The organism is Rhizobium sp. TH135 (genome assembly GCF_002855515.1).
GTDB lineage: Bacteria > Pseudomonadota > Alphaproteobacteria > Rhizobiales > Rhizobiaceae > Allorhizobium.
In genome coordinates, this window is sequence record NZ_PKRP01000003.1 from 101,675 (window position 1) to 123,251 (window position 21,577).

17 protein-coding genes and 3 tRNA genes are annotated in these 21,577 nt (G+C 59.4%); 18 read left to right on the forward strand and 2 right to left on the reverse strand.

Translation table 11 applies throughout. From position 1 onward, the window contains the following. The first annotated feature begins 18 nt into the window (after positions 1–18). The 4 genes from C0V73_RS09330 to C0V73_RS09345 all read left to right on the forward strand — a co-directional run bounded on the left by C0V73_RS09330 (position 19) and on the right by C0V73_RS09345 (position 1,950). Positions 19–103, forward strand: a tRNA-Tyr gene (locus tag C0V73_RS09330). A gap of 21 nt (positions 104–124) precedes the next feature. Beyond that, positions 125–198: transfer RNA gene (locus tag C0V73_RS09335), tRNA-Gly, on the forward strand. Between the two features lie 224 nt (positions 199–422). Next, complete coding sequence (gene tuf / locus C0V73_RS09340) at positions 423–1,598, forward strand: elongation factor Tu (RefSeq protein ID WP_102019752.1); 1,176 nt, start codon at positions 423–425, stop codon at positions 1,596–1,598. 67 nt (positions 1,599–1,665) lie between these two features. Further along, positions 1,666–1,950, forward strand: a complete 285-nt coding sequence (locus tag C0V73_RS09345) for a hypothetical protein (protein ID WP_143708325.1) — start codon at positions 1,666–1,668, stop codon at positions 1,948–1,950. 266 nt (positions 1,951–2,216) lie between these two features. Here C0V73_RS09345 and C0V73_RS09350 read toward each other — a convergent pair whose 3' ends face one another. Further along, positions 2,217–2,591, reverse strand: a complete 375-nt coding sequence (locus tag C0V73_RS09350) for a pentapeptide repeat-containing protein (RefSeq protein WP_102019754.1) — start codon at positions 2,589–2,591, stop codon at positions 2,217–2,219. Positions 2,592–2,712: 121 nt separating this feature from the next. Between C0V73_RS09350 and C0V73_RS09355 the strand changes: the two genes are divergently transcribed. From C0V73_RS09355 to rpoC, 10 genes are all read left to right on the forward strand, one after another. Then, positions 2,713–3,468, forward strand: coding sequence for a hypothetical protein (locus C0V73_RS09355; RefSeq protein WP_143708326.1), 756 nt, complete (start codon positions 2,713–2,715; stop codon positions 3,466–3,468). 118 nt (positions 3,469–3,586) lie between these two features. Further along, a tRNA-Trp gene (locus C0V73_RS09360) sits at positions 3,587–3,662 on the forward strand. A gap of 180 nt (positions 3,663–3,842) precedes the next feature. Next, positions 3,843–4,043 carry a preprotein translocase subunit SecE gene (gene secE, locus C0V73_RS09365; RefSeq protein WP_102019756.1) on the forward strand — a complete coding sequence of 67 codons (201 nt, stop codon included), beginning with the start codon at positions 3,843–3,845 and terminating at the stop codon, positions 4,041–4,043. Between the two features lie 16 nt (positions 4,044–4,059). Further along, positions 4,060–4,590, forward strand: a complete 531-nt coding sequence (nusG, locus tag C0V73_RS09370) for a transcription termination/antitermination protein NusG (protein WP_102019757.1) — start codon at positions 4,060–4,062, stop codon at positions 4,588–4,590. 147 nt (positions 4,591–4,737) lie between these two features. Further along, positions 4,738–5,169, forward strand: coding sequence for a 50S ribosomal protein L11 (gene rplK / locus C0V73_RS09375; RefSeq protein ID WP_006728786.1), 432 nt, complete (start codon positions 4,738–4,740; stop codon positions 5,167–5,169). Positions 5,170–5,171: 2 nt separating this feature from the next. After that, the gene (gene rplA, locus C0V73_RS09380; RefSeq protein ID WP_102019758.1) at positions 5,172–5,870 is read left to right on the forward strand and encodes a 50S ribosomal protein L1; all 699 of its coding nucleotides are present in this window, start codon (positions 5,172–5,174) and stop codon (positions 5,868–5,870) included. Positions 5,871–6,212: 342 nt separating this feature from the next. Further along, a complete protein-coding gene (rplJ, locus tag C0V73_RS09385; RefSeq protein ID WP_076395901.1) occupies positions 6,213–6,731 on the forward strand; it encodes a 50S ribosomal protein L10 in 519 nt (172 codons plus the stop codon). Positions 6,732–6,799: 68 nt separating this feature from the next. Further along, positions 6,800–7,177, forward strand: a complete 378-nt coding sequence (rplL, locus tag C0V73_RS09390) for a 50S ribosomal protein L7/L12 (RefSeq protein WP_102019759.1) — start codon at positions 6,800–6,802, stop codon at positions 7,175–7,177. A 248-nt stretch (positions 7,178–7,425) separates the two neighbouring features. Beyond that, positions 7,426–11,559, forward strand: coding sequence for a DNA-directed RNA polymerase subunit beta (rpoB, locus tag C0V73_RS09395; RefSeq protein ID WP_102019760.1), 4,134 nt, complete (start codon positions 7,426–7,428; stop codon positions 11,557–11,559). Between the two features lie 193 nt (positions 11,560–11,752). Next, positions 11,753–15,964, forward strand: a complete 4,212-nt coding sequence (gene rpoC, locus C0V73_RS09400; RefSeq protein ID WP_102019761.1) for a DNA-directed RNA polymerase subunit beta' — start codon at positions 11,753–11,755, stop codon at positions 15,962–15,964. A gap of 202 nt (positions 15,965–16,166) precedes the next feature. On the opposite strand, the gene C0V73_RS09405 is transcribed toward rpoC, so the two are convergent. Beyond that, complete coding sequence (locus tag C0V73_RS09405; protein ID WP_102019762.1) at positions 16,167–16,460, reverse strand: transcriptional regulator; 294 nt, start codon at positions 16,458–16,460, stop codon at positions 16,167–16,169. Positions 16,461–16,968: 508 nt separating this feature from the next. Here C0V73_RS09405 and rpsL point away from each other — a divergent pair. The 4 genes from rpsL (at position 16,969) to tuf (C0V73_RS09425) (ending at position 21,276) form a co-directional block, all read left to right on the forward strand. Further along, complete coding sequence (gene rpsL / locus C0V73_RS09410; protein WP_003507760.1) at positions 16,969–17,340, forward strand: 30S ribosomal protein S12; 372 nt, start codon at positions 16,969–16,971, stop codon at positions 17,338–17,340. 86 nt (positions 17,341–17,426) lie between these two features. Beyond that, positions 17,427–17,897 (forward strand): 30S ribosomal protein S7, encoded by a 471-nt coding sequence (gene rpsG, locus C0V73_RS09415; RefSeq protein ID WP_006728778.1) that lies wholly within the window; start codon positions 17,427–17,429, stop codon positions 17,895–17,897. A gap of 32 nt (positions 17,898–17,929) precedes the next feature. Then, the gene (gene fusA / locus C0V73_RS09420) at positions 17,930–20,029 is read left to right on the forward strand and encodes an elongation factor G (protein ID WP_102019763.1); all 2,100 of its coding nucleotides are present in this window, start codon (positions 17,930–17,932) and stop codon (positions 20,027–20,029) included. Between the two features lie 71 nt (positions 20,030–20,100). Continuing rightward, positions 20,101–21,276, forward strand: coding sequence for an elongation factor Tu (gene tuf / locus C0V73_RS09425; protein ID WP_102019752.1), 1,176 nt, complete (start codon positions 20,101–20,103; stop codon positions 21,274–21,276). The last annotated feature ends 301 nt before the right edge of the window (positions 21,277–21,577 follow it).

Below are 21,577 nucleotides of genomic sequence, written 5' to 3' on the forward strand. Positions count from 1 at the left end.
AGATCCGGACGAAAGAATGGAGAGATGCCCGAGTGGTTAAAGGGGACGGACTGTAAATCCGTTGGCTCAGCCTACGTTGGTTCAAATCCAACTCTCTCCACCATTCGTCCTCGGATCTGAATATGCGGGTATAGCTCAATGGTAGAGCAGCAGCCTTCCAAGCTGAATACACGGGTTCGATTCCCGTTACCCGCTCCAGACACCTTTCAACCCTAACATCCGATTTTCAAACGGTTTTCCACCGTTACCTCTCCTTGCGTGAAGTGCTTTGCGCGGCGGCAGGATTCGGCTGTGGAAACCCTGCATTTCGGCCTCCGGAAGGCTTGTCATTTAACGCTTGCGCATTGCGCATGAAAGCCTTAAACGGCGGGACCAAACCGGTTCGCCGGGGCAACCCCGTTTCGTTCACAGGAAGCATTCAAATGGCAAAGAGTAAGTTTGAGCGCAACAAGCCGCACGTCAACATCGGCACGATCGGCCACGTCGACCACGGCAAGACGTCTCTGACGGCAGCGATCACCAAGTACTTCGGTGAGTTCAAGGCCTACGACCAGATCGACGCAGCTCCGGAAGAAAAGGCACGCGGCATCACCATCTCGACGGCACACGTCGAGTATGAGACGGCCAACCGTCACTACGCGCACGTCGACTGCCCCGGCCACGCCGACTACGTCAAGAACATGATCACCGGTGCTGCCCAGATGGACGGCGCGATCCTGGTTTGCTCGGCAGCCGACGGCCCGATGCCGCAGACCCGCGAGCACATCCTGCTCGCCCGTCAGGTTGGCGTTCCCGCGATCGTTGTCTTCCTCAACAAGGTTGACCAGGTCGACGACGCAGAACTTCTGGAACTCGTCGAACTCGAAGTTCGCGAACTCCTGTCGTCCTACGACTTCCCCGGCGACGACATCCCGTTCGTCAAGGGCTCGGCTCTGGCTGCTCTGAACGACAGCAACAAGGAAATCGGCGAAGACGCAGTTCGCGCGCTGATGGCTGCTGTTGACGACTACATCCCGACGCCTGAGCGTCCGGTTGACCAGCCCTTCCTGATGCCGATCGAAGACGTGTTCTCGATCTCCGGCCGTGGTACGGTTGTGACCGGCCGCGTTGAGCGTGGTATCGTCAAGGTTGGCGAAGAAGTCGAATTCGTCGGCATCCGCGACACCAAGAAGACGACGGTTACCGGCGTTGAAATGTTCCGCAAGCTGCTCGACCAGGGCCAGGCCGGCGACAACATCGGCGCACTGGTTCGTGGTATCCAGCGTGACGACGTCGAGCGTGGTCAGGTTCTGTGCAAGCCGGGTTCGGTCAAGCCGCACAAGAAGTTCATGGCAGAAGCCTACATCCTGACGAAGGAAGAAGGCGGCCGTCATACGCCGTTCTTCACGAACTACCGTCCGCAGTTCTACTTCCGTACGACGGACGTGACCGGTATCGTGTCGCTTCCGGAAGGCACGGAAATGGTTATGCCGGGCGACAACGTCACGGTTGCTGTTGAGCTGATCGTTCCGATCGCGATGGAAGAAAAGCTGCGCTTCGCTATCCGCGAAGGCGGCCGTACCGTCGGCGCCGGCATCGTCGCCTCGATCATCGAGTAATAGTGTCCCGCAAGGGATAATGAAGGCCCCGCTGGAAACAGCGGGGCCTTTTTCGTTGGGGATCAAGATGCAGATCAGCGCCGCGCAAACTAATTCGATCCAGAGCTTTCGCCACGAAATGAGGGGCGCCGGGTGCTGGGGCGCCTGTTACGAGGTGGCCTGCTTCATTGAGCATCAATTCGGTTGGCGGCGGGTTGATGGGGTGTACGCATTGCCGGATGGCCGCCCGATCTTCTACCACTCTTGGAATATGCTTGATGACGGTGTCATTTTAGACGGCACAGCCGACCAGTTCGGCGAGGGGCGAGATGTCGCGGTTTGCTCGACGGGCGACGATGTCTCATTGAGATAGAGACAGAAATTCACTGCCGCACATAACCCCTTGATCACCCCGTGGCTGGCTGGTGTGTCCTATACAGGCGTGCCTGATCAAGTTTTCTGGGATCGTGCAGAGGCGTCCAGACAGTTGAAGCCTGGATGGTGGTTGGCCGATCCCGAACCCTATCTTTCATGGTTCAGGAGTGGCGCTCTACTCTACCCCATGTTTGCAAAAATGAGGGACCGCTACCGAGAGCGCGGTTATGAGGTGAGCCGTCTCGTCTGATGGGTGAGGGGAGCTCAGGCCCGTTCGAGGAGCTGCTCTTCCGCAAGCCGCAACAGATCTGTGACCAGATAACCATTGATCGTCATGCCGGTGAGATCGCATTCGGCGATCGAGGTATCGGCAAGGCTCGCAAAGCGGATCGTGCTGCCATTGAGATCCACATGGGTGACGCTTGCGGTATGCATCACCACATTCTCCATCACCACGGCGTTCATGGCGACGTTGCGCACGACCATCTGGTCGGCATTGGCATCGGTGATCAGGCAGCGCCCGAGATCGACATTGCTGAACACTGCCTCCTTCAGCGAGACATCGGTGAAGCGCGCTTCTGTCAGGTCACTGTCGTCGAATTCCGAGCCGGGCAGGGCGGCATTGCTGATACGGATCATGTCTGTCCTCCGCGGGGCGCCGCAAACGAGTATCAGTCAAAGCGGAGAGTCTGGCAAGCGGCGGCTCTCTGACCATTTTTCAACCGGCACGGTGTCGGGAAATTCCTGACGGAGCCGCCGCATGGCTCCCATGCAGCCGCGGTCCTTCTGGTCCGTAGCGTATGCGGTTACGACTGAAACGATCGTGATTCGCGAGCGTGCCAAGTCCGCGCTCCATTCTGTGGACCCGCAAAACATGGCCCTGAAATCACCTGTCACCGTTGTCTGCATCTCCCTGCTCGTGCCGCTCGCTCTCCATTTGACTGCGGCGAAGGCGGAGGAGAGCCCCTTTGTGTGGAGCGCCTCGGGCTCGCCGGAGGATCTCGGCATTCGCACCGGCCTTGCGCTCGACTTGCCCGGGCGTCCGCGATTCGGGTCCGAATCAAATCTGCGCCTCTCAACGGGAAGCCAACCCGGGACCGTCCAGCCGCCGCTGCGTCTGTGGGGCGAGGTAGACGTCAGAAAGAGCGACGTGGCGCCCGCGTCCGTCGGTGTCCGCCTTGATCTGGTGAGTGGCGCTGCCCGGGCGGCGCTGCGCCAGTCACGGACCATCGCCGCCGAGGGGCCAGCGGTCTTGTCCCTCAACCGGACCTTCGAAGCCGGACGCCGCAGCGACGGAGAATCAGCCTTTTTGGCCAAGCAGGATCTGCGCCTGGCATTCACTGATATCGACACCATCGTGACGGGCGGCATCCTTATGGACAACAAGGCGCCGTTTCGCGCGGAGATCGGCCTGGAAAAGAACCTTCGCCCCGGTATCCGGCTCAATGCGACCCTGTCTGATCTGGCTCACAAGCCCAACGCCCGCGTCAATGCGCGCTTCGAGCGACAGTGGTAAGCAATGTCACTGACGGCAGTGGTGAAAAGCCGAAAAAAGACACTTGCCAATCCGGCGCGCCCGCCTTAAAGGGTGCGTCATGCCTCGGACGGGAGCGTTTCTGTCCGGTGTAAGGCTTAGGGGTATAGCTCAGTTGGTAGAGCGGCGGTCTCCAAAACCGCAGGTCGTCGGTTCAAGCCCGGCTGCCCCTGCCAAGTCGCACGGCGCGCTTTAGGGCCGCGACGAGCGTAAAGATCTGGCAAAGCCGAAAAAGTGCTGGAGAACATTTCCTCTTGTGAAAAGGGGAAACGGTCTCTATGTAGGGTTCAAACAGACACGCGGTGCGTGGGGCTGACCAAGGTCGGCTTTACGCGCCGTAAATGCGTGGGCATTAAATGGCATCCAAGGGTAATCCATTCGCGTTTCTGCAGCAGGTTCGCTCCGAGACGTCCAAGGTGACGTGGCCCTCGCGTCGCGAGACCATGATTTCGACGCTCATGGTCCTGGCGATGGTGTTTTTCGCTGCGCTGTTCTTCTTCGGCGCGGACCAGCTGATCAGCTGGTTGCTCAGCCTCGTGCTGAGCGTCGGCAATTAATCGGGCGGGAACGAACATGGCGGCACGTTGGTATATCGTCCACGCGTATTCGAATTTTGAAAAGAAGGTCGCGGAAGACATCGAGCACAAGGCCAAGCAGAAGGGCCTTGATCATCTCTTCGAAAAGATCCTCGTTCCGACCGAAAAGGTCGTCGAGGTTCGTCGCGGCCGCAAGGTGGATAGCGAACGCAAGTTCTTCCCAGGCTACGTCATGGTGCGGGCAAACCTGACCGACGAAGCCTACCACCTGATCAAGAATACCCCGAAGGTTACGGGCTTCCTCGGTTCCGACAACAAGCCGGTTCCGATTCCGGATTTCGAGGCTGAGCGCATCCTGGGTCAGGTCCAGGAAGGCGTAGAGCGTCCGAAGTCCTCCGTGTCCTTCGAAATCGGCGAACAGGTTCGCGTCTCCGACGGTCCCTTCGCCTCCTTCAACGGGATCGTCCAGGATGTGGACGAAGAGCGCTCTCGCCTCAAGGTCGAGGTCTCGATCTTCGGTCGCGCGACACCCGTCGAACTTGAATACGGTCAGGTCGAAAAGGTCTGATCGAAGAAGGGGAGGCAACTCCCCGACCCGCGTGGGAGGATGGCGGTCTCTAAGCCGGACCGTCCAGACGTACCACGCAACCGCAGCCGCCAGCGAATGCTGGCATATGGGATCGGGCAACCGGTCTGAAATGAAAGGCAGAGAGTAATGGCTAAGAAAGTTGCAGGCCAGCTCAAGCTCCAGGTCAAGGCAGGATCGGCTAACCCGTCCCCGCCGATCGGCCCGGCTCTTGGTCAGCGTGGCATTAACATCATGGAATTCTGCAAGGCGTTCAATGCCGCCACGCAGGAAATGGAAAAGGGTATGCCGATCCCGGTCGTCATCACCTACTACCAGGACAAGTCCTTCACCTTCGCAATGAAGCAGCCGCCGGTCACCTACTGGCTGAAGAAGGAAGCAAAGATCACCTCGGGCTCGAAGACTCCGGGCAAGGGTGCGAAGGTCGGTACGATCACCAAGGCGCAGGTCCGCGCAATTGCCGAAGGCAAGATGAAGGATCTGAACGCCGCCGACATCGAAGGCGCAATGCTGATGGTTGAGGGCTCTGCCCGCTCCATGGGCCTGGAAGTGGTAGGTTGATCATGGCCAAGGTAGCAAAGCGTATTCAGAAGATCCGCGAAGGCGTGGACCCGACCAAGCTGGTCGCCCTGTCCGACGCCATCTCGATGGTCAAGGAACGTGCCGTCGCCAAGTTCGACGAAACGATCGAAATCGCCATGAACCTCGGCGTCGACCCGCGTCATGCAGACCAGATGGTCCGCGGCGTGGTCAACCTGCCGAACGGTACCGGCCGTGACGTTCGCGTCGCCGTCTTCGCACGTGGCGCCAAGGCTGACGAAGCCAAGGCTGCAGGCGCTGACATCGTCGGCGCCGAAGACCTGCTGGAAATCGTCCAGGGCGGCAAGATCGACTTCGATCGCTGCATCGCCACCCCGGACATGATGCCGCTCGTCGGTCGCCTCGGTAAGGTTCTCGGACCGCGTGGCATGATGCCGAACCCGAAGGTCGGTACGGTCACCATGGACGTCGCTGGCGCCGTCAAGGCTTCCAAGGGCGGTGCCGTCGAGTTCCGCGTCGAGAAGGCTGGTATCATCCACGCTGGCATCGGCAAGGCTTCCTTCGACGCCAAGGCGCTCGAAGAAAACATCAAGGCTTTCGCTGACGCCGTCGTCAAGGCAAAGCCGGCTGGCGCCAAGGGCAACTACGTCAAGCGCGTAGCCATCTCTTCGACCATGGGTCCGGGCGTCAAGATTGACCCGGCCACCGTTACGGTCGCCTGATCATGAATTCGGCCGGAGTGCAAACTCCGGCCTGACCAAGTTTCCGGCCTTTCGGGGCCGGAAATGCCTGGTGTCAAAACCAGGCACTCCTGTCCGAGATTGTGGGCGGCCGAAGGGCCTTAATATATGCCTGCATGAGACGGGTGAGATCCGGTATTTAAACGTCTGATGACGTCTTGAAGTTCGGTTCGAGCCTTATTCGCCTTATGGCAGGACGTTAAGTCCAGCCGGAGGGGACAGGATCCTCAAGCGTCGCTTGGGATCTGATACATGGATCCCTTGAGGCAAAGGCAAACCCGGTGGGGCCTGCAGGATTGCGGTCCCATCAACTGGAGACAGACAGTGGAAAGAGCGGAAAAACGCGAATTCGTCACAGAACTGAACGAAGTCTTCAAGGCTTCCGGTTCGGTTGTTGTGGCCCACTATGCTGGTGTCACGGTTGCGCAGATGAACGATTTTCGTTCGAAGATGCGCGCTGCTGGCGGCACCGTCAAAGTCGCGAAGAACCGCCTGGCCAAGATCGCTCTTCAGGGCACGGAAGCCGAAGGGATCACTGATCTCTTCAAGGGCCAGACGCTGATTGCATTCAGCGCTGATCCGATTGTGGCTCCGAAGGTCGTCATGGATTTCGCCAAGACCAACGACAAGATCGTTGTCCTCGGTGGCGCCATGGGAACAACCACCTTGTCCGCAGATGCAGTCAAGTCGCTTGCGACCCTGCCTTCGCTGGACGAACTGCGTGCAAAGCTGCTGGGCATGATTCAGACCCCGGCAACCCGCATCGCAGGCGTTGTGGCAGCACCGGCAGCTCAGCTTGCTCGCGTGTTTGCGGCCTATGCAAAGAAGGACGAAGCCGCGTAAGGCGGTTTTTCGCTGTTCATACCCTAACCCGTTCGTGTCGAACCGAACATCTATAAGGAAATAGTAACATGGCTGATCTCGCAAAGATCGTTGAAGACCTCTCCTCTCTGACCGTTCTGGAAGCTGCTGAGCTTTCCAAGCTGCTGGAAGAAAAGTGGGGCGTTTCGGCTGCTGCTCCTGTAGCCGTTGCTGCTGCTGGCGGTGGCGCTGCTGCTGCTCCGGCTGAAGAAGAAAAGACCGAATTTGACGTTATCCTCGTTGACGCTGGCGCCAACAAGATCAACGTCATCAAGGAAGTTCGTGGCATCACCGGCCTCGGCCTCAAGGAAGCCAAGGACCTCGTCGAAGGCGCTCCGAAGGCTGTCAAGGAAGCCGTTTCCAAGGCTGAAGCTGCTGACCTCAAGAAGAAGCTTGAAGACGCCGGCGCTAAGGTCGACGTTAAGTAATATCGGAATGCGGCGGGGGAAGGTTTCCTTCTCCCGCCGGTTTCCTCCGAACATATTACCCAGGAACCGTATGAAAACGGTTCCTGGGTAATGGGTTCTCAAGAGGATGGTCTTGACCCGCGTGCCCGGCAAACCGGCCGGCCGCCCGGATCTCGAGACGAGATTGAGCGATCCATTTTTTGACGGAGCCGCCTGGCCAGCGGTCACCGTCTGTTGCAGGCCCGGGTGCAAACTGACAAGGAGCGACGATGGCTCAGACCCTTACCTTTAACGGTCGCAGGCGCGTACGCAAGTTTTTCGGAAAAATTCCAGAAGTCGCAGAAATGCCGAACCTCATTGAGGTTCAGAAGGCATCTTATGACCAGTTCCTCATGGTCGACGAGCCGCAGGGCGGCCGTCCCGAAGAGGGGCTTCAATCCGTTTTCAAATCTGTATTCCCGATCACCGATTTCTCCGGCGCATCCATGCTGGAATTCGTATCCTACGAATTCGAGCCGCCGAAGTTCGACGTCGATGAATGCCGCCAGCGCGATCTGACCTACGCTGCACCGCTGAAGGTAACGCTGCGCCTCATCGTGTTCGATATTGATGAGGATACGGGCGCACGTTCGATCAAGGACATCAAAGAACAGTCCGTCTACATGGGCGACATGCCGCTCATGACGAACAACGGTACCTTCATCGTCAACGGCACCGAGCGCGTTATCGTCTCGCAGATGCACCGTTCGCCGGGTGTGTTCTTCGACCACGACAAGGGCAAGTCCCACTCCTCGGGCAAGCTTCTGTTTGCTGCCCGCGTCATCCCGTATCGCGGTTCCTGGCTCGATATCGAATTCGACGCCAAGGACATCGTCCACGCCCGTATCGACCGTCGCCGCAAGATCCCCGTGACCTCGCTGCTGATGGCGCTTGGCATGGACGGCGAAGAAATCCTGTCCACCTTCTACTCGAAGTCCGTCTACGAGCGTGATGGCAAGGGCTGGCGTTTCCCGTTCAACCCGGAGACCCTCAAGGGTGCGAAGGCCATTTCCGATCTCGTCGACGCCGATAGCGGCGAAGTCGTCGTCGAAGGTGGCAAGAAGCTCACCCCGCGTCTTCTGCGTCAGCTGACCGACAAGGGCGTCAAGTTCCTGAAGGCCTCCGACGAAGACCTGTTCGGCAACTACCTTGCTGAAGACCTGGTCAACATGTCGACCGGTGAAATCTACATGGAAGCCGGTGCGGAAATCGACGAAAAGTCGCTTCCGCAGATCCTTGAGTCCGGCTTCGAGGAAATCCCGATCCTCGGCATCGACCACATCAACGTTGGCGCCTACATCCGCAACACGCTGTCGGCAGACAAGAACGAGAACCGTCAGGACGCTCTGTTCGACATCTACCGCGTCATGCGTCCGGGTGAACCGCCGACCATGGACTCGGCTGAAGCCATGTTCCAGTCGCTGTTCTTCGACAGCGAGCGCTACGACCTGTCGGCCGTTGGTCGCGTCAAGATGAACATGCGTCTCGACCTCGATTGCCCGGATACCGTCCGCGTTTTGCGCAAGGACGACATCCTCGCCGTCGTCAAGATGCTGGTCGAACTGCGTGACGGCAAGGGCGAGATCGACGACATCGACAACCTCGGTAACCGTCGTGTTCGCTCCGTCGGCGAGCTCATGGAAAACCAGTACCGTCTCGGCCTGCTCCGCATGGAGCGCGCGATCAAGGAACGCATGTCGTCGATCGAAATCGACACCGTCATGCCTCAGGACCTGATCAACGCCAAGCCGGCTGCTGCTGCCGTCCGCGAATTCTTCGGCTCTTCGCAGCTGTCGCAGTTCATGGACCAGGTGAACCCGCTTTCGGAAATCACCCACAAGCGCCGTCTCTCGGCTCTTGGACCGGGTGGTCTGACCCGCGAGCGTGCAGGCTTCGAAGTCCGCGACGTTCACCCGACCCACTACGGACGTATCTGCCCGATTGAAACGCCGGAAGGCCCGAACATCGGTCTGATCAACTCGCTCGCAACCTTTGCCCGGGTCAACAAGTACGGCTTCATCGAAAGCCCGTACCGCAAGATCATCGACGGCAAGGTGACGAAGGACGTCGTCTATCTCTCCGCTATGGAAGAAGCGAAGTACTACGTCGCCCAGGCGAACTCTGAACTGACGGCCGATGGCCAGTTCGTTGAAGAGTTCGTCGTCTGCCGTCACTCTGGCGAAGTTATGCTGTCCCCGCGCGACACCATCAACCTGATGGACGTTTCGCCGAAGCAGCTGGTTTCGGTTGCGGCCGCTCTTATCCCGTTCCTCGAAAACGACGACGCCAACCGCGCTCTCATGGGCTCGAACATGCAGCGTCAGGCCGTGCCGCTTCTGCGTGCCGAAGCCCCGTTCGTTGGAACCGGCATGGAGCCGATCGTGGCCCGTGACTCCGGCGCCGCCATCGGTGCCCGTCGCGGCGGCGTGGTCGACCAGGTCGATGCGACGCGTATCGTTATCCGCGCCACGGAAGATCTCGATCCGTCGAAGTCTGGCGTCGATATCTACCGCCTGCAGAAGTTCCAGCGTTCGAACCAGAACACCTGCGTCAACCAGCGTCCGCTGGTCACCGTCGGTGACATCCTGAACAAGGGCGACATCATCGCGGACGGTCCGTCGACCGACCTCGGCGACCTGGCTCTCGGCCGCAACGCGCTCGTCGCGTTCATGCCCTGGAACGGCTACAACTATGAGGACTCGATCCTCATGTCGGAGCGTATCGTCTCGGAAGATGTCTTCACCTCGATCCACATCGAGGAATTCGAAGTCATGGCCCGCGACACCAAGCTTGGTCCGGAAGAAATCACGCGCGACATTCCGAACGTTTCGGAAGAAGCTCTGAAGAACCTCGACGAAGCCGGTATCGTCTACATCGGTGCGGAAGTTGCTCCTGGCGACATCCTGGTCGGCAAGATCACCCCGAAGGGCGAAAGCCCGATGACGCCGGAAGAAAAGCTTCTGCGCGCCATCTTCGGTGAAAAGGCCTCCGACGTTCGCGACACCTCGATGCGCATGCCTCCGGGCACCTTCGGCACCGTCGTTGAAGTTCGCGTTTTCAACCGCCACGGCGTTGAAAAGGACGAACGTGCGATGGCGATCGAGCGCGAGGAAATCGAACGCCTCGCCAAGGACCGCGACGACGAGCAGGCGATCCTCGACCGTAACGTCTACGGCCGTCTGATCGACATGCTGCGTGGCCAGGTCTCGATTGCAGGCCCGAAGGGCTTCAAGAAGGGCGTCGAACTCACCAACGCCGTCGTCTCCGAATATCCCCGCTCGCAGTGGTGGATGTTTGCAGTCGAAGACGAAAAGGTGCAGGGCGAACTCGAAGCGCTCCGTGGCCAGTACGACGAATCCAAGTCGCGCCTTGAACAGCGCTTCATGGACAAGGTCGAGAAGGTCCAGCGCGGCGACGAAATGCCCCCGGGCGTCATGAAGATGGTCAAGGTCTTCGTCGCTGTGAAGCGCAAGATCCAGCCAGGCGACAAGATGGCCGGCCGTCACGGCAACAAGGGCGTCGTGTCGCGCATCGTACCGGCTGAGGACATGCCGTTCCTCGAAGACGGCACGCATGTCGACATCGTCTTGAACCCGCTCGGCGTTCCCTCGCGTATGAACGTCGGTCAGATCCTCGAAACCCACCTTGCCTGGGCTTGCGCCGGCATGGGTAAGAAGATCGGTCAGATGCTTGAAGACTACCGCAAGCACCTCGACATCACCGATCTTCGCAAGGAACTGACGGAGATCTACGAGTCGGAAGCCCATGACGAAGTGAAGCACTTCGATGACGACGCGCTCGTCAAGCTCGCCGAAGAAGCCAAGCGTGGCGTATCCATCGCCACCCCGGTCTTCGACGGTGCGCATGAAAGCGACGTCTCCTCGATGCTGGAGCGTGCTGGTCTCGACCCGTCGGGTCAGTCGGTTCTGTACGATGGTCGTACCGGTGAAGCCTTCGACCGTAAGGTCACCGTTGGCTACATGTACATGATCAAGCTGAACCACCTTGTCGACGACAAGATCCACGCTCGTTCGATCGGTCCGTACTCCCTCGTCACCCAGCAGCCGCTCGGTGGTAAGGCGCAGTTCGGCGGTCAGCGCTTCGGGGAAATGGAAGTCTGGGCTCTGGAAGCTTACGGCGCCGCCTACACCCTGCAGGAAATGCTGACGGTGAAGTCGGACGACGTGGCCGGCCGTACCAAGGTCTATGAAGCGATCGTCCGCGGTGACGACACCTTCGAGGCCGGTATTCCGGAAAGCTTCAACGTTCTCGTCAAGGAAATGCGCTCTCTCGGCCTTTCCGTGGAACTCGAGAACTCCAAGCTCCTGCCGGAAGACGGTCAGCTGCCGGACGCAGCCGAATAACGCTTTGACAAAGGCGTGCGTGGTTCAAGCCGCGCACGCCATCCCCTGACTGACCCGCGGCCAAATACGGGACGGGAAGGGGAGTTTCGCCGCATTTCGCGGTTATTGTCATTTGAGGGTCTGGTGCGGCATCCCGGGAATCCGCCGCCACCGAGACCCGAAAGAGGGCTTCTAGCCCCAAAAGGAGACAGGCATGAACCAAGAGGTCATGAACCTTTTCAACCCGTCGGTGCCGGCTCAGCACTTCGATTCCATCCGGATCTCGATCGCGAGCCCGGAGAAGATCCTTTCGTGGTCCTACGGCGAGATCAAAAAGCCGGAAACCATCAACTACCGTACGTTCAAGCCTGAGCGTGACGGTCTCTTCTGCGCGCGAATCTTCGGACCGATCAAGGACTACGAGTGCCTGTGCGGCAAGTACAAGCGCATGAAGTACAAGGGCATCATCTGCGAAAAGTGCGGCGTTGAAGTCACGCTGTCGCGCGTTCGCCGCGAGCGCATGGGCCATATCGAGCTCGCTGCACCCGTTGCCCACATCTGGTTCCTGAAGTCGCTGCCGTCGCGCATCTCCACGCTGCTGGACATGACGCTGAAGGATGTCGAGCGCGTTCTGTACTTCGAGAACTACATCGTCACTGAGCCGGGCCTGACCTCGCTCAAGGAAAACCAGCTTCTTTCCGAAGAAGAATACATGATCGCCGTCGACGAGTTCGGCGAGGACCAGTTCACCGCCATGATCGGCGCTGAAGCCATCTACGAGATGCTGGCCTCGATGAACCTCGAGAAGATCGCTGGCGACCTGCGTTCTGAGCTTGCCGAGACCACCTCGGATCTCAAGCAGAAGAAGCTGATGAAGCGCCTGAAGATCGTCGAGAACTTCATGGAATCCGGCAACCGTCCGGAATGGATGATCATGAAGGTCGTTCCGGTCATCCCGCCGGACCTGCGTCCGCTCGTGCCGCTGGACGGCGGCCGCTTCGCGACCTCTGACCTGAACGATCTCTATCGCCGCGTCATCAACCGTAACAATCGCCTGAAGCGCCTGATCGAACTGCGCGCTCCGGGCATCATCATCCGCAACGAAAAGCGCATGCTGCAGGAATCTGTAGACGCGCTCTTCGACAACGGCCGCCGTGGCCGCGTCATCACCGGCGCCAACAAGCGTCCGCTGAAGTCGCTGTCCGACATGCTCAAGGGCAAGCAGGGCCGCTTTCGCCAGAACCTTCTCGGCAAGCGCGTCGACTATTCCGGCCGTTCGGTCATCGTGACCGGTCCGGAACTGAAGCTGCACCAGTGCGGCCTGCCGAAGAAGATGGCGCTCGAACTGTTCAAGCCGTTCATCTACGCCCGTCTCGACGCCAAGGGTTACTCCTCGACCGTCAAGCAGGCCAAGAAGCTGGTTGAAAAGGAAAAGCCGGAAGTCTGGGATATCCTCGACGAGGTCATCCGCGAGCATCCGGTGCTCCTGAACCGCGCACCGACGCTGCACCGCCTGGGCATCCAGGCCTTCGAACCGATCCTGGTCGAAGGCAAGGCCATCCAGCTGCATCCGCTCGTCTGCACGGCCTTCAACGCCGACTTCGACGGCGACCAGATGGCCGTTCACGTGCCGCTGTCGCTTGAAGCTCAGCTTGAAGCCCGCGTCCTGATGATGTCGACGAACAACATCCTGCACCCGGCCAACGGTGCACCGATCATCGTTCCGTCGCAGGACATGGTTCTCGGCCTCTACTATCTGTCGATCCAGAACCAGAACGAGCCGGGCGAAGGCATGGCCTTCTCCGACATGGGCGAACTGCACCATGCTCTGGAGAACAAGGTCGTTACCCTGCACGCCAAGATCCGTGGCCGCTTCAAGACCGTCGATGCCGAAGGCAAGCCGGTTTCGAAGATCTATGAAACCACGCCTGGCCGCATGATCATCGGCGAACTTCTGCCGAAGAACGTCAACGTGCCGTTCGAAACCTGCAACCAGGAAATGACCAAGAAGAACATCTCCAAGATGATCGACACGGTCTACCGTCATTGCGGCCAGAAGGACACGGTCATCTTCTGCGACCGGATCATGCAGCTCGGCTTCACCCACGCCTGCAAGGCTGGCATTTCGTTCGGCAAGGACGACATGATCATCCCGGAAACCAAGGCGAAGATCGTCGGCGACACCGAAACGCTGGTCAAGGAATACGAGCAGCAGTACAATGACGGCCTGATCACTCAGGGCGAAAAGTACAACAAGGTCGTCGACGCTTGGGGCAAGGCAACCGAAAAGGTCGCCGAGGACATGATGGCCCGCATTAAGGCCGTTGAGTTCGATCCGGAAACCAACCGCCAAAAGCCGATGAACGCCATCTACATGATGTCGCACTCGGGTGCTCGTGGTTCACCGAACCAGATGCGCCAGCTGGGCGGCATGCGCGGCCTGATGGCCAAGCCGTCGGGTGAAATTATCGAGACGCCGATCATCTCGAACTTCAAGGAAGGTCTGACCGTTAACGAGTACTTCAACTCGACCCACGGTGCCCGTAAGGGTCTCGCAGACACCGCTCTGAAGACCGCGAACTCCGGTTACCTGACCCGTCGTCTCGTCGACGTGGCCCAGGATTGCATCGTCAACCTCGTGGATTGCGGTACCGACAAGGGCCTCACCATGACGGCGATCGTCGATGCCGGTCAGGTCGTTGCTTCCATCGGCGCCCGCGTCCTCGGTCGTACGGCTCTCGACGACATCGATCATCCGGTCACGGGTGAACGCATCGTCGATGCCGGCCAGATGATCCTTGAGCCGCATGTCGTGGAAATCGAGAAGGCTGGCATCCAGTCGATCCGCATCCGCTCTGCTCTGACCTGCGAAGTTCAGACCGGCGTCTGCTCGATCTGCTACGGCCGCGACTTGGCCCGCGGTACGCCTGTCAACATGGGTGAGGCCGTCGGCGTTATCGCTGCACAGTCCATCGGTGAGCCGGGTACCCAGCTCACCATGCGTACCTTCCACTTGGGCGGTACCGCGACCGTGGTCGACCAGTCGTTCCTGGAAGCCTCGTACGAAGGTACGGTTCAGATCAAGAACCGCAACATGCTGCGCAACTCCGATGGCACCCTGATCGCCATGGGCCGTAGCATGGCCGTGATGATCCTCGACGAACGTGGTGTCGAGCGGTCCTCGCAGCGTGTAGCCTACGGTTCGAAGGTCTTTGTCGACGATGGCGACAAGGTAAAGCGCGGCCAGCGTCTGGCCGAGTGGGATCCGTACACACGCCCCATGATGACGGAAGTCGAGGGTATCGTGCATTTCGAGGACGTCGTCGACGGTCTCTCCGTGCTCGAAGCCACCGACGAATCCACCGGTATCACCAAGCGTCAGGTTATCGATTGGCGCTCGACGCCACGCGGTGCCGACTTGAAGCCGGCGATCGTCATCAAGGATGCGAGCGGCAACGTTCTGAAGGTTGCACGTGGTGGCGAAGCCCGCTTCCACCTGTCCGTCGAAGCGATCCTGTCGGTCGAGCCTGGTCAGAAGGTCTCCCAGGGTGACGTGCTTGCACGTTCGCCGCTGGAAAGCGCCAAGACCAAGGACATCACCGGTGGTCTGCCGCGCGTTGCCGAACTGTTCGAAGCCCGTCGTCCGAAGGACCACGCCATCATCGCTGAGATCGATGGTACGATCCGCCTCGGCCGCGACTACAAGAACAAGCGTCGTGTCATCATCGAGCCGGCAGAAGACGGTGTCGAGCCTGTCGAATACCTGATCCCGAAGGGCAAGCCCTTCCACCTTCAGGAAGGCGACTACATCGAAAAGGGTGACTACATCCTCGACGGTAACCCGGCTCCGCACGACATCCTGGCGATCAAGGGCGTCGAGGCACTCGCCTCGTACCTGGTCAACGAAATCCAGGAAGTCTACCGACTGCAGGGCGTTGTGATCAACGACAAGCACATCGAGGTGATCGTTCGCCAGATGCTGCAGAAGGTTGAGATCACCGACGCGGGCGACAGCCACTACATCGTGGGTGACAACGTCGACCGCATCGAGCTCGATGACAACAACGACCGCCTGGTCGAAGAAGGCAAGAAGCCCGCATACGGCGATCCGGTCCTTCTCGGCATCACCAAGGCCTCGCTGCAGACGCCGTCGTTCATCTCGGCCGCATCCTTCCAGGAAACCACCAAGGTTCTCACTGAAGCTGCGATCGCCGGTAAGACCGACACGCTGCAGGGTCTCAAGGAAAACGTCATCGTCGGCCGCCTCATCCCGGCTGGTACCGGCGGCACCATGACGCAGATCCGCCGCATCGCCTCTTCGCGCGACGACCTCATCCTCGAGGAACGCAAGAAGGGCACGGGCGCAGACGTTGCGACCCCGATGCTGCAGAACCTCGCCGGCGAAAGCGCTCCGGCTGCCGAGTAATCGGCGACAAGGGTTCAAAGATCAAAGGCCGCCCGGAGCAATCCGGGCGGCCTTTTCCGTTGTGGCTTGGCATCTGTGGCGATCAGCGGTGAGGGGGCTTGAGAAAGCATCACAGGCAACCAGAACAGGCCCTGGAGCGGACAAACGAAAAGGCCGGTCAAGATGGACCGGCCTCTGGCAAAACAGTGCTGTGCAGGCAAGCTCAGGTGAAGCGGATGATCGCGACTTCGCCTTCGAGCGCGCCCTGATAGGCGGAAGCATGCGGCTCTTCGTCCGGTGCGCCGGTGATCATGCCGATCTGGTCGAGGTCTGCCTCGATGAAGCCTTCCTCGGACAGCGCGTTCAGCGTCAGCCGCACGGCAGAATCGTCATCGGGCGCCGTCAGCATCACGTGCAGGTCGACCGGCTGGCCGCCTTCGGTCTCGTAGGCCTTGGCAATTACGATGAACACCATCGGCTCGTCGCGGTTGTTGTCATTGTCGGGACTGGTGATCATGGCGCCTGGTCTTCCTGTTGTGGCGATCGATTCTCGGGCTTTGGCCGATTCGACCAGCCGGGCAGGGTGATTGACCCTCTGCCTGTACCTATCTAGAAGTTTCCAACCGCAAGCCAAGCCAAATCGTCTCGACCCCGTGATTTTCCCCCGCGGAAAGGCTGAGACTCCCGGCGGGGCAGGGCGCTTTGGCCATTAATTCTCAGATGTGACTTGACGTTGAAGGGGGAAAACAGTAGTACCCCGGCCATCGGAGCCCATGTGAGACCGGGTTTTTCGGGACGACGCGTCCTGAAGTTCGTCTCAAACAGGTCTCCAAACGCACGTTGACGACAGAAATGCTGCTCGCACGACGCACTCTCGTAGTGCGTCCTCTGTTCTTTGTGGTCCATCCGCGAAAACGGATCGGGCCACATTTTGCGCATGAAGAAAACTGTGCGGCCGCCGCCGGAAACGGCAAACCACAAGGGCCTGAAAGGGCTTGAGACTAGATTTTGCAAGGGATGGGTATATGCCTACCGTAAACCAGCTGATCCGCAAGCCGCGTCAGGCACAGGTAAAGCGCAATAAGGTTCCTGCTCTGCAGGAAAACCCGCAGAAGCGCGGCGTTTGCACCCGCGTCTACACAACGACCCCGAAGAAGCCGAACTCGGCTCTCCGTAAGGTTGCCAAGATCCGTCTGACCAATGGCTTCGAAGTCATCGGCTACATTCCGGGCGAAGGCCACAACCTGCAGGAACACTCTGTCGTCATGATCCGTGGCGGCCGCGTAAAGGACTTGCCGGGCGTTCGTTACCACATCATCCGCGGCGTACTCGACACCCAGGGCGTCAAGAACCGCAAGCAGCGCCGTTCGAAGTACGGTGCGAAGCGTCCGAAGTAAGCTTCGGCTCTTCTTCTAATCAGATACCGGCGCTGCGCGAGGTCCTCCGCGTTCTAAAGCGTCCTAACCGTTGAGAGACAAATAGTATGTCCCGTCGCCACAGTGCAGAAAAGCGCGAAATCAATCCGGACCCGAAGTTCGGCGATCTCGTCGTCACCAAGTTCATGAACGCCATCATGCTTCACGGCAAGAAGTCCGTCGCTGAAAGCATCGTCTATGGTGCCTTCGACGTCGTTCAGAACAAGTCCAAGCAGGAACCGATTGCGATCTTCCATCAGGCGCTCGACAACGTCGCGCCGCATGTTGAAGTTCGTTCGCGCCGCGTCGGCGGTGCAACCTACCAGGTCCCGGTCGACGTTCGTCCGGAGCGCCGTCAGGCTCTCGCGATCCGCTGGCTCATCACTGCTGCCCGCAAGCGCAACGAGACGACTATGGTTGACCGCCTCTCCGGCGAGCTGCTCGACGCAGCGAACAACCGCGGTAGCGCCGTCAAGAAGCGCGAAGACACCCACAAGATGGCCGATGCAAACCGCGCCTTCTCGCATTACCGCTGGTAATCCACCGATTAAATATTGAAAGGCAGTCCGTTATGGCTCGCGAATATAAAATCGAAGACTACCGCAACTTCGGTATCATGGCGCACATCGACGCCGGCAAGACCACGACCACCGAGCGTATTCTTTACTACACCGGTAAGTCTCACAAGATCGGCGAAGTTCATGACGGCGCAGCCACCATGGACTGGATGGAGCAGGAGCAGGAGCGTGGCATCACGATCACCTCCGCTGCCACGACGACCTTCTGGAAGGGTCGCGACGGCAAGATGCGCCGCTTCAACATCATCGACACCCCCGGCCACGTTGACTTCACGATCGAAGTCGAGCGTTCGCTGCGCGTTCTCGATGGTGCAGTTGCTCTCCTCGACGCCAACGCTGGCGTTGAGCCGCAGACCGAAACCGTATGGCGTCAGGCTGAAAAGTACCACGTCCCGCGGATGATCTTCTGCAACAAGATGGACAAGACCGGTGCTGACTTCTACCGCTCGGTAGAGATGATCAAGACCCGTCTCGGCGCCACCGCTGTTGTCATGCAGCTCCCGATCGGTGCAGAAACCGAATTCAAGGGCGTTGTCGACCTGATCGAGATGAACGCCCTCGTATGGCGTGACGAGTCCCTCGGCGCTGCCTGGGACGTTGTCGAGATCCCGGAAGACCTGAAGGCCAAGGCTGACGAGTATCGCGAAAAGCTGATCGAGACCGTTGTCGAGATCGACGAACAGGCGATGGAAGACTACCTGAACGGCATCATGCCGGACAACGACAAGATCCGTGCCCTGGTTCGCCGCGGCACCATCGACGTCAAGTTCCACCCGATGTTCTGCGGTACCGCATTCAAGAACAAGGGCGTTCAGCCGCTCCTCGACGCCGTTGTAGAATATCTGCCGTCCCCGCTGGATATTCCGGCGATCAAGGGCATCGACTTCAAGACGGAAGCCGAAATCGAGCGTCATGCAGATGATGCCGAGCCGCTTGCTATGCTCGCGTTCAAGATCATGAACGACCCCTTCGTTGGTTCGCTCACCTTCGCACGCATCTACTCGGGCAAGCTCGAAAAGGGCGTGTCGGTTCTGAACACGGTCAAGGACAAGCGCGAGCGCGTCGGCCGCATGCTGCAGATGCATTCCAACAGCCGTGAAGACATCGAAGAAGCCTTCGCAGGCGACATCGTTGCTCTCGCAGGCCTCAAGGAAACCACGACGGGTGACACGCTCTGCGATCCCCTGAAGCCGGTTATCCTTGAGCGCATGGAATTCCCGGAGCCGGTCATCCAGATCGCGATCGAGCCGAAGTCCAAGGGCGACCAGGAAAAGATGGGCCTCGCGCTCAATCGCCTCGCTGCCGAAGACCCGTCGTTCCGCGTCAAGACCGACCAGGAATCCGGCCAGACCATCATCGCCGGCATGGGTGAACTTCACCTCGACATCCTCGTCGACCGTATGCGTCGCGAGTTCAAGGTCGAAGCCAGCGTTGGTGCTCCGCAGGTTGCTTACCGCGAAACCATCACGAAGACGCACGAAGAAGATTACACGCACAAGAAGCAGTCCGGTGGTACCGGTCAGTTCGCGCGCGTCAAGCTCGTCTTCGAACCGAACCCGGATGGCGAAGACTTCAAGTTCGAGTCCAAGATCGTCGGTGGTGCTGTTCCGAAGGAATACATCCCGGGCGTCCAGAAGGGCATCGAAAGCGTTCTGTCTTCGGGTCCGCTCGCAGGCTTCCCGATGCTCGGCGTCAAGGCCACCCTCATCGATGGTGCCTTCCACGACGTCGACTCCTCGGTTCTCGCCTTCGAAATCGCCTCGCGTGCTTGCTTCCGTGAAGCAGCCAAGAAGGCCGGCGCCCAGTTGCTGGAGCCGATGATGAAGGTGGAAGTCGTGACGCCGGAAGACTACGTCGGTGACGTAATCGGTGACCTGAACTCCCGTCGTGGCCAGATCCAGGGCCAGGAACAGCGCGGCATCGCGATCGTGATCAATGCTCACGTTCCGCTCGCCAACATGTTCAAGTACGTCGACAACCTGCGCTCCATGTCGCAGGGCCGCGCCCAGTACTCGATGACCTTCGATCACTACGCACCGGTCCCGTCGAACGTTGCTGCTGAAATCCAGGCAAAGTATTCCGGTCAGAAGTGACCGGGATACCCCGCCCATCCAATTGAATACTGAATTTCCCCTGATGGGGACCAAGAAATGGAGAGCCGAAAATGGCAAAGAGTAAGTTTGAGCGCAACAAGCCGCACGTCAACATCGGCACGATCGGCCACGTCGACCACGGCAAGACGTCTCTGACGGCAGCGATCACCAAGTACTTCGGTGAGTTCAAGGCCTACGACCAGATCGACGCAGCTCCGGAAGAAAAGGCACGCGGCATCACCATCTCGACGGCGCACGTCGAGTATGAGACGGCCAACCGTCACTACGCCCACGTCGACTGCCCCGGCCACGCCGACTACGTCAAGAACATGATCACCGGTGCTGCCCAGATGGACGGCGCGATCCTGGTTTGCTCGGCCGCCGACGGCCCGATGCCGCAGACCCGCGAGCACATCCTGCTCGCCCGTCAGGTTGGCGTTCCCGCGATCGTTGTCTTCCTCAACAAGGTTGACCAGGTCGACGACGCAGAACTTCTGGAACTCGTCGAACTCGAAGTTCGCGAACTCCTGTCGTCCTACGACTTCCCCGGCGACGACATCCCGTTCGTCAAGGGCTCGGCTCTGGCTGCTCTGAACGACAGCAACAAGGAAATCGGCGAAGACGCAGTTCGCGCGCTGATGGCGGCTGTCGACGACTACATCCCGACGCCTGAGCGTCCGGTTGACCAGCCCTTCCTGATGCCGATCGAAGACGTGTTCTCGATCTCTGGCCGTGGTACGGTTGTCACGGGCCGCGTTGAGCGTGGTATCGTCAAGGTTGGCGAAGAAGTCGAATTCGTCGGCATCCGCGACACCAAGAAGACGACGGTTACCGGCGTTGAAATGTTCCGCAAGCTGCTCGACCAGGGCCAGGCCGGCGACAACATCGGCGCACTGGTTCGTGGTATCCAGCGTGACGACGTCGAGCGTGGTCAGGTTCTGTGCAAGCCGGGTTCGGTCAAGCCGCACAAGAAGTTCATGGCAGAAGCCTACATCCTGACGAAGGAAGAAGGCGGCCGTCATACGCCGTTCTTCACGAACTACCGTCCGCAGTTCTACTTCCGCACCACGGACGTGACCGGTATCGTGTCGCTTCCGGAAGGCACGGAAATGGTTATGCCGGGCGACAACGTCACGGTTGCTGTTGAGCTGATCGTTCCGATCGCGATGGAAGAAAAGCTGCGCTTCGCTATCCGCGAAGGCGGCCGTACCGTCGGCGCCGGCATCGTCGCCTCGATCATCGAGTAAGCCTTTTAAAGAGCGGCCTCGGGCCTGGTGTCCGAGGCCGCTTTTCGTTTCCGTCTGAATGTTGGTGCAAGCCAGTCATGCAGACAATGCGCATGTCGCCAATTCGTCTGGCTAGGCGGATTGACGAGCGGCCGATTGCGGTGTATGTCGCCGGCCACGATCAGAATCGTGCGGTGATTTGCACCGCAGTTCTAAGCGCTGCAGTTTTCAAGGCCTGGTGACGGGTCGAGTTCGGCAGGGCTCCTCATGACGACAAAGAGTGACAGCGGCGCCAGGCGTGTCCGCTGTGATTTTTGAAAAT

Bases quoted from the DNA above. Each gene is read 5' to 3' on its own strand.
- C0V73_RS09355 (WP_143708326.1), top strand. From the start codon at position 2,713: ATGGCTCCCATGCAGCCGCGGTCCTTCTGGTCCGTAGCGTATGCGGTT.
- rpoB (WP_102019760.1), top strand. From the start codon at position 7,426: ATGGCTCAGACCCTTACCTTTAACGGTCGCAGGCGCGTACGCAAGTTT.
- nusG (WP_102019757.1), top strand. From the start codon at position 4,060: ATGGCGGCACGTTGGTATATCGTCCACGCGTATTCGAATTTTGAAAAG.
- rpsG (WP_006728778.1), top strand. From the start codon at position 17,427: ATGTCCCGTCGCCACAGTGCAGAAAAGCGCGAAATCAATCCGGACCCG.
- C0V73_RS09350 (WP_102019754.1), bottom strand. From the start codon at position 2,591: ATGATCCGTATCAGCAATGCCGCCCTGCCCGGCTCGGAATTCGACGAC.
- C0V73_RS09345 (WP_143708325.1), top strand. From the start codon at position 1,666: ATGCAGATCAGCGCCGCGCAAACTAATTCGATCCAGAGCTTTCGCCAC.
- fusA (WP_102019763.1), top strand. From the start codon at position 17,930: ATGGCTCGCGAATATAAAATCGAAGACTACCGCAACTTCGGTATCATG.
- rplK (WP_006728786.1), top strand. From the start codon at position 4,738: ATGGCTAAGAAAGTTGCAGGCCAGCTCAAGCTCCAGGTCAAGGCAGGA.
- rpoC (WP_102019761.1), top strand. From the start codon at position 11,753: ATGAACCAAGAGGTCATGAACCTTTTCAACCCGTCGGTGCCGGCTCAG.
- C0V73_RS09405 (WP_102019762.1), bottom strand. From the start codon at position 16,460: ATGATCACCAGTCCCGACAATGACAACAACCGCGACGAGCCGATGGTG.
- rpsL (WP_003507760.1), top strand. From the start codon at position 16,969: ATGCCTACCGTAAACCAGCTGATCCGCAAGCCGCGTCAGGCACAGGTA.
- rplL (WP_102019759.1), top strand. From the start codon at position 6,800: ATGGCTGATCTCGCAAAGATCGTTGAAGACCTCTCCTCTCTGACCGTT.
- tuf (WP_102019752.1), top strand. From the start codon at position 20,101: ATGGCAAAGAGTAAGTTTGAGCGCAACAAGCCGCACGTCAACATCGGC.
- secE (WP_102019756.1), top strand. From the start codon at position 3,843: ATGGCATCCAAGGGTAATCCATTCGCGTTTCTGCAGCAGGTTCGCTCC.
- rplA (WP_102019758.1), top strand. From the start codon at position 5,172: ATGGCCAAGGTAGCAAAGCGTATTCAGAAGATCCGCGAAGGCGTGGAC.
- tuf (WP_102019752.1), top strand. From the start codon at position 423: ATGGCAAAGAGTAAGTTTGAGCGCAACAAGCCGCACGTCAACATCGGC.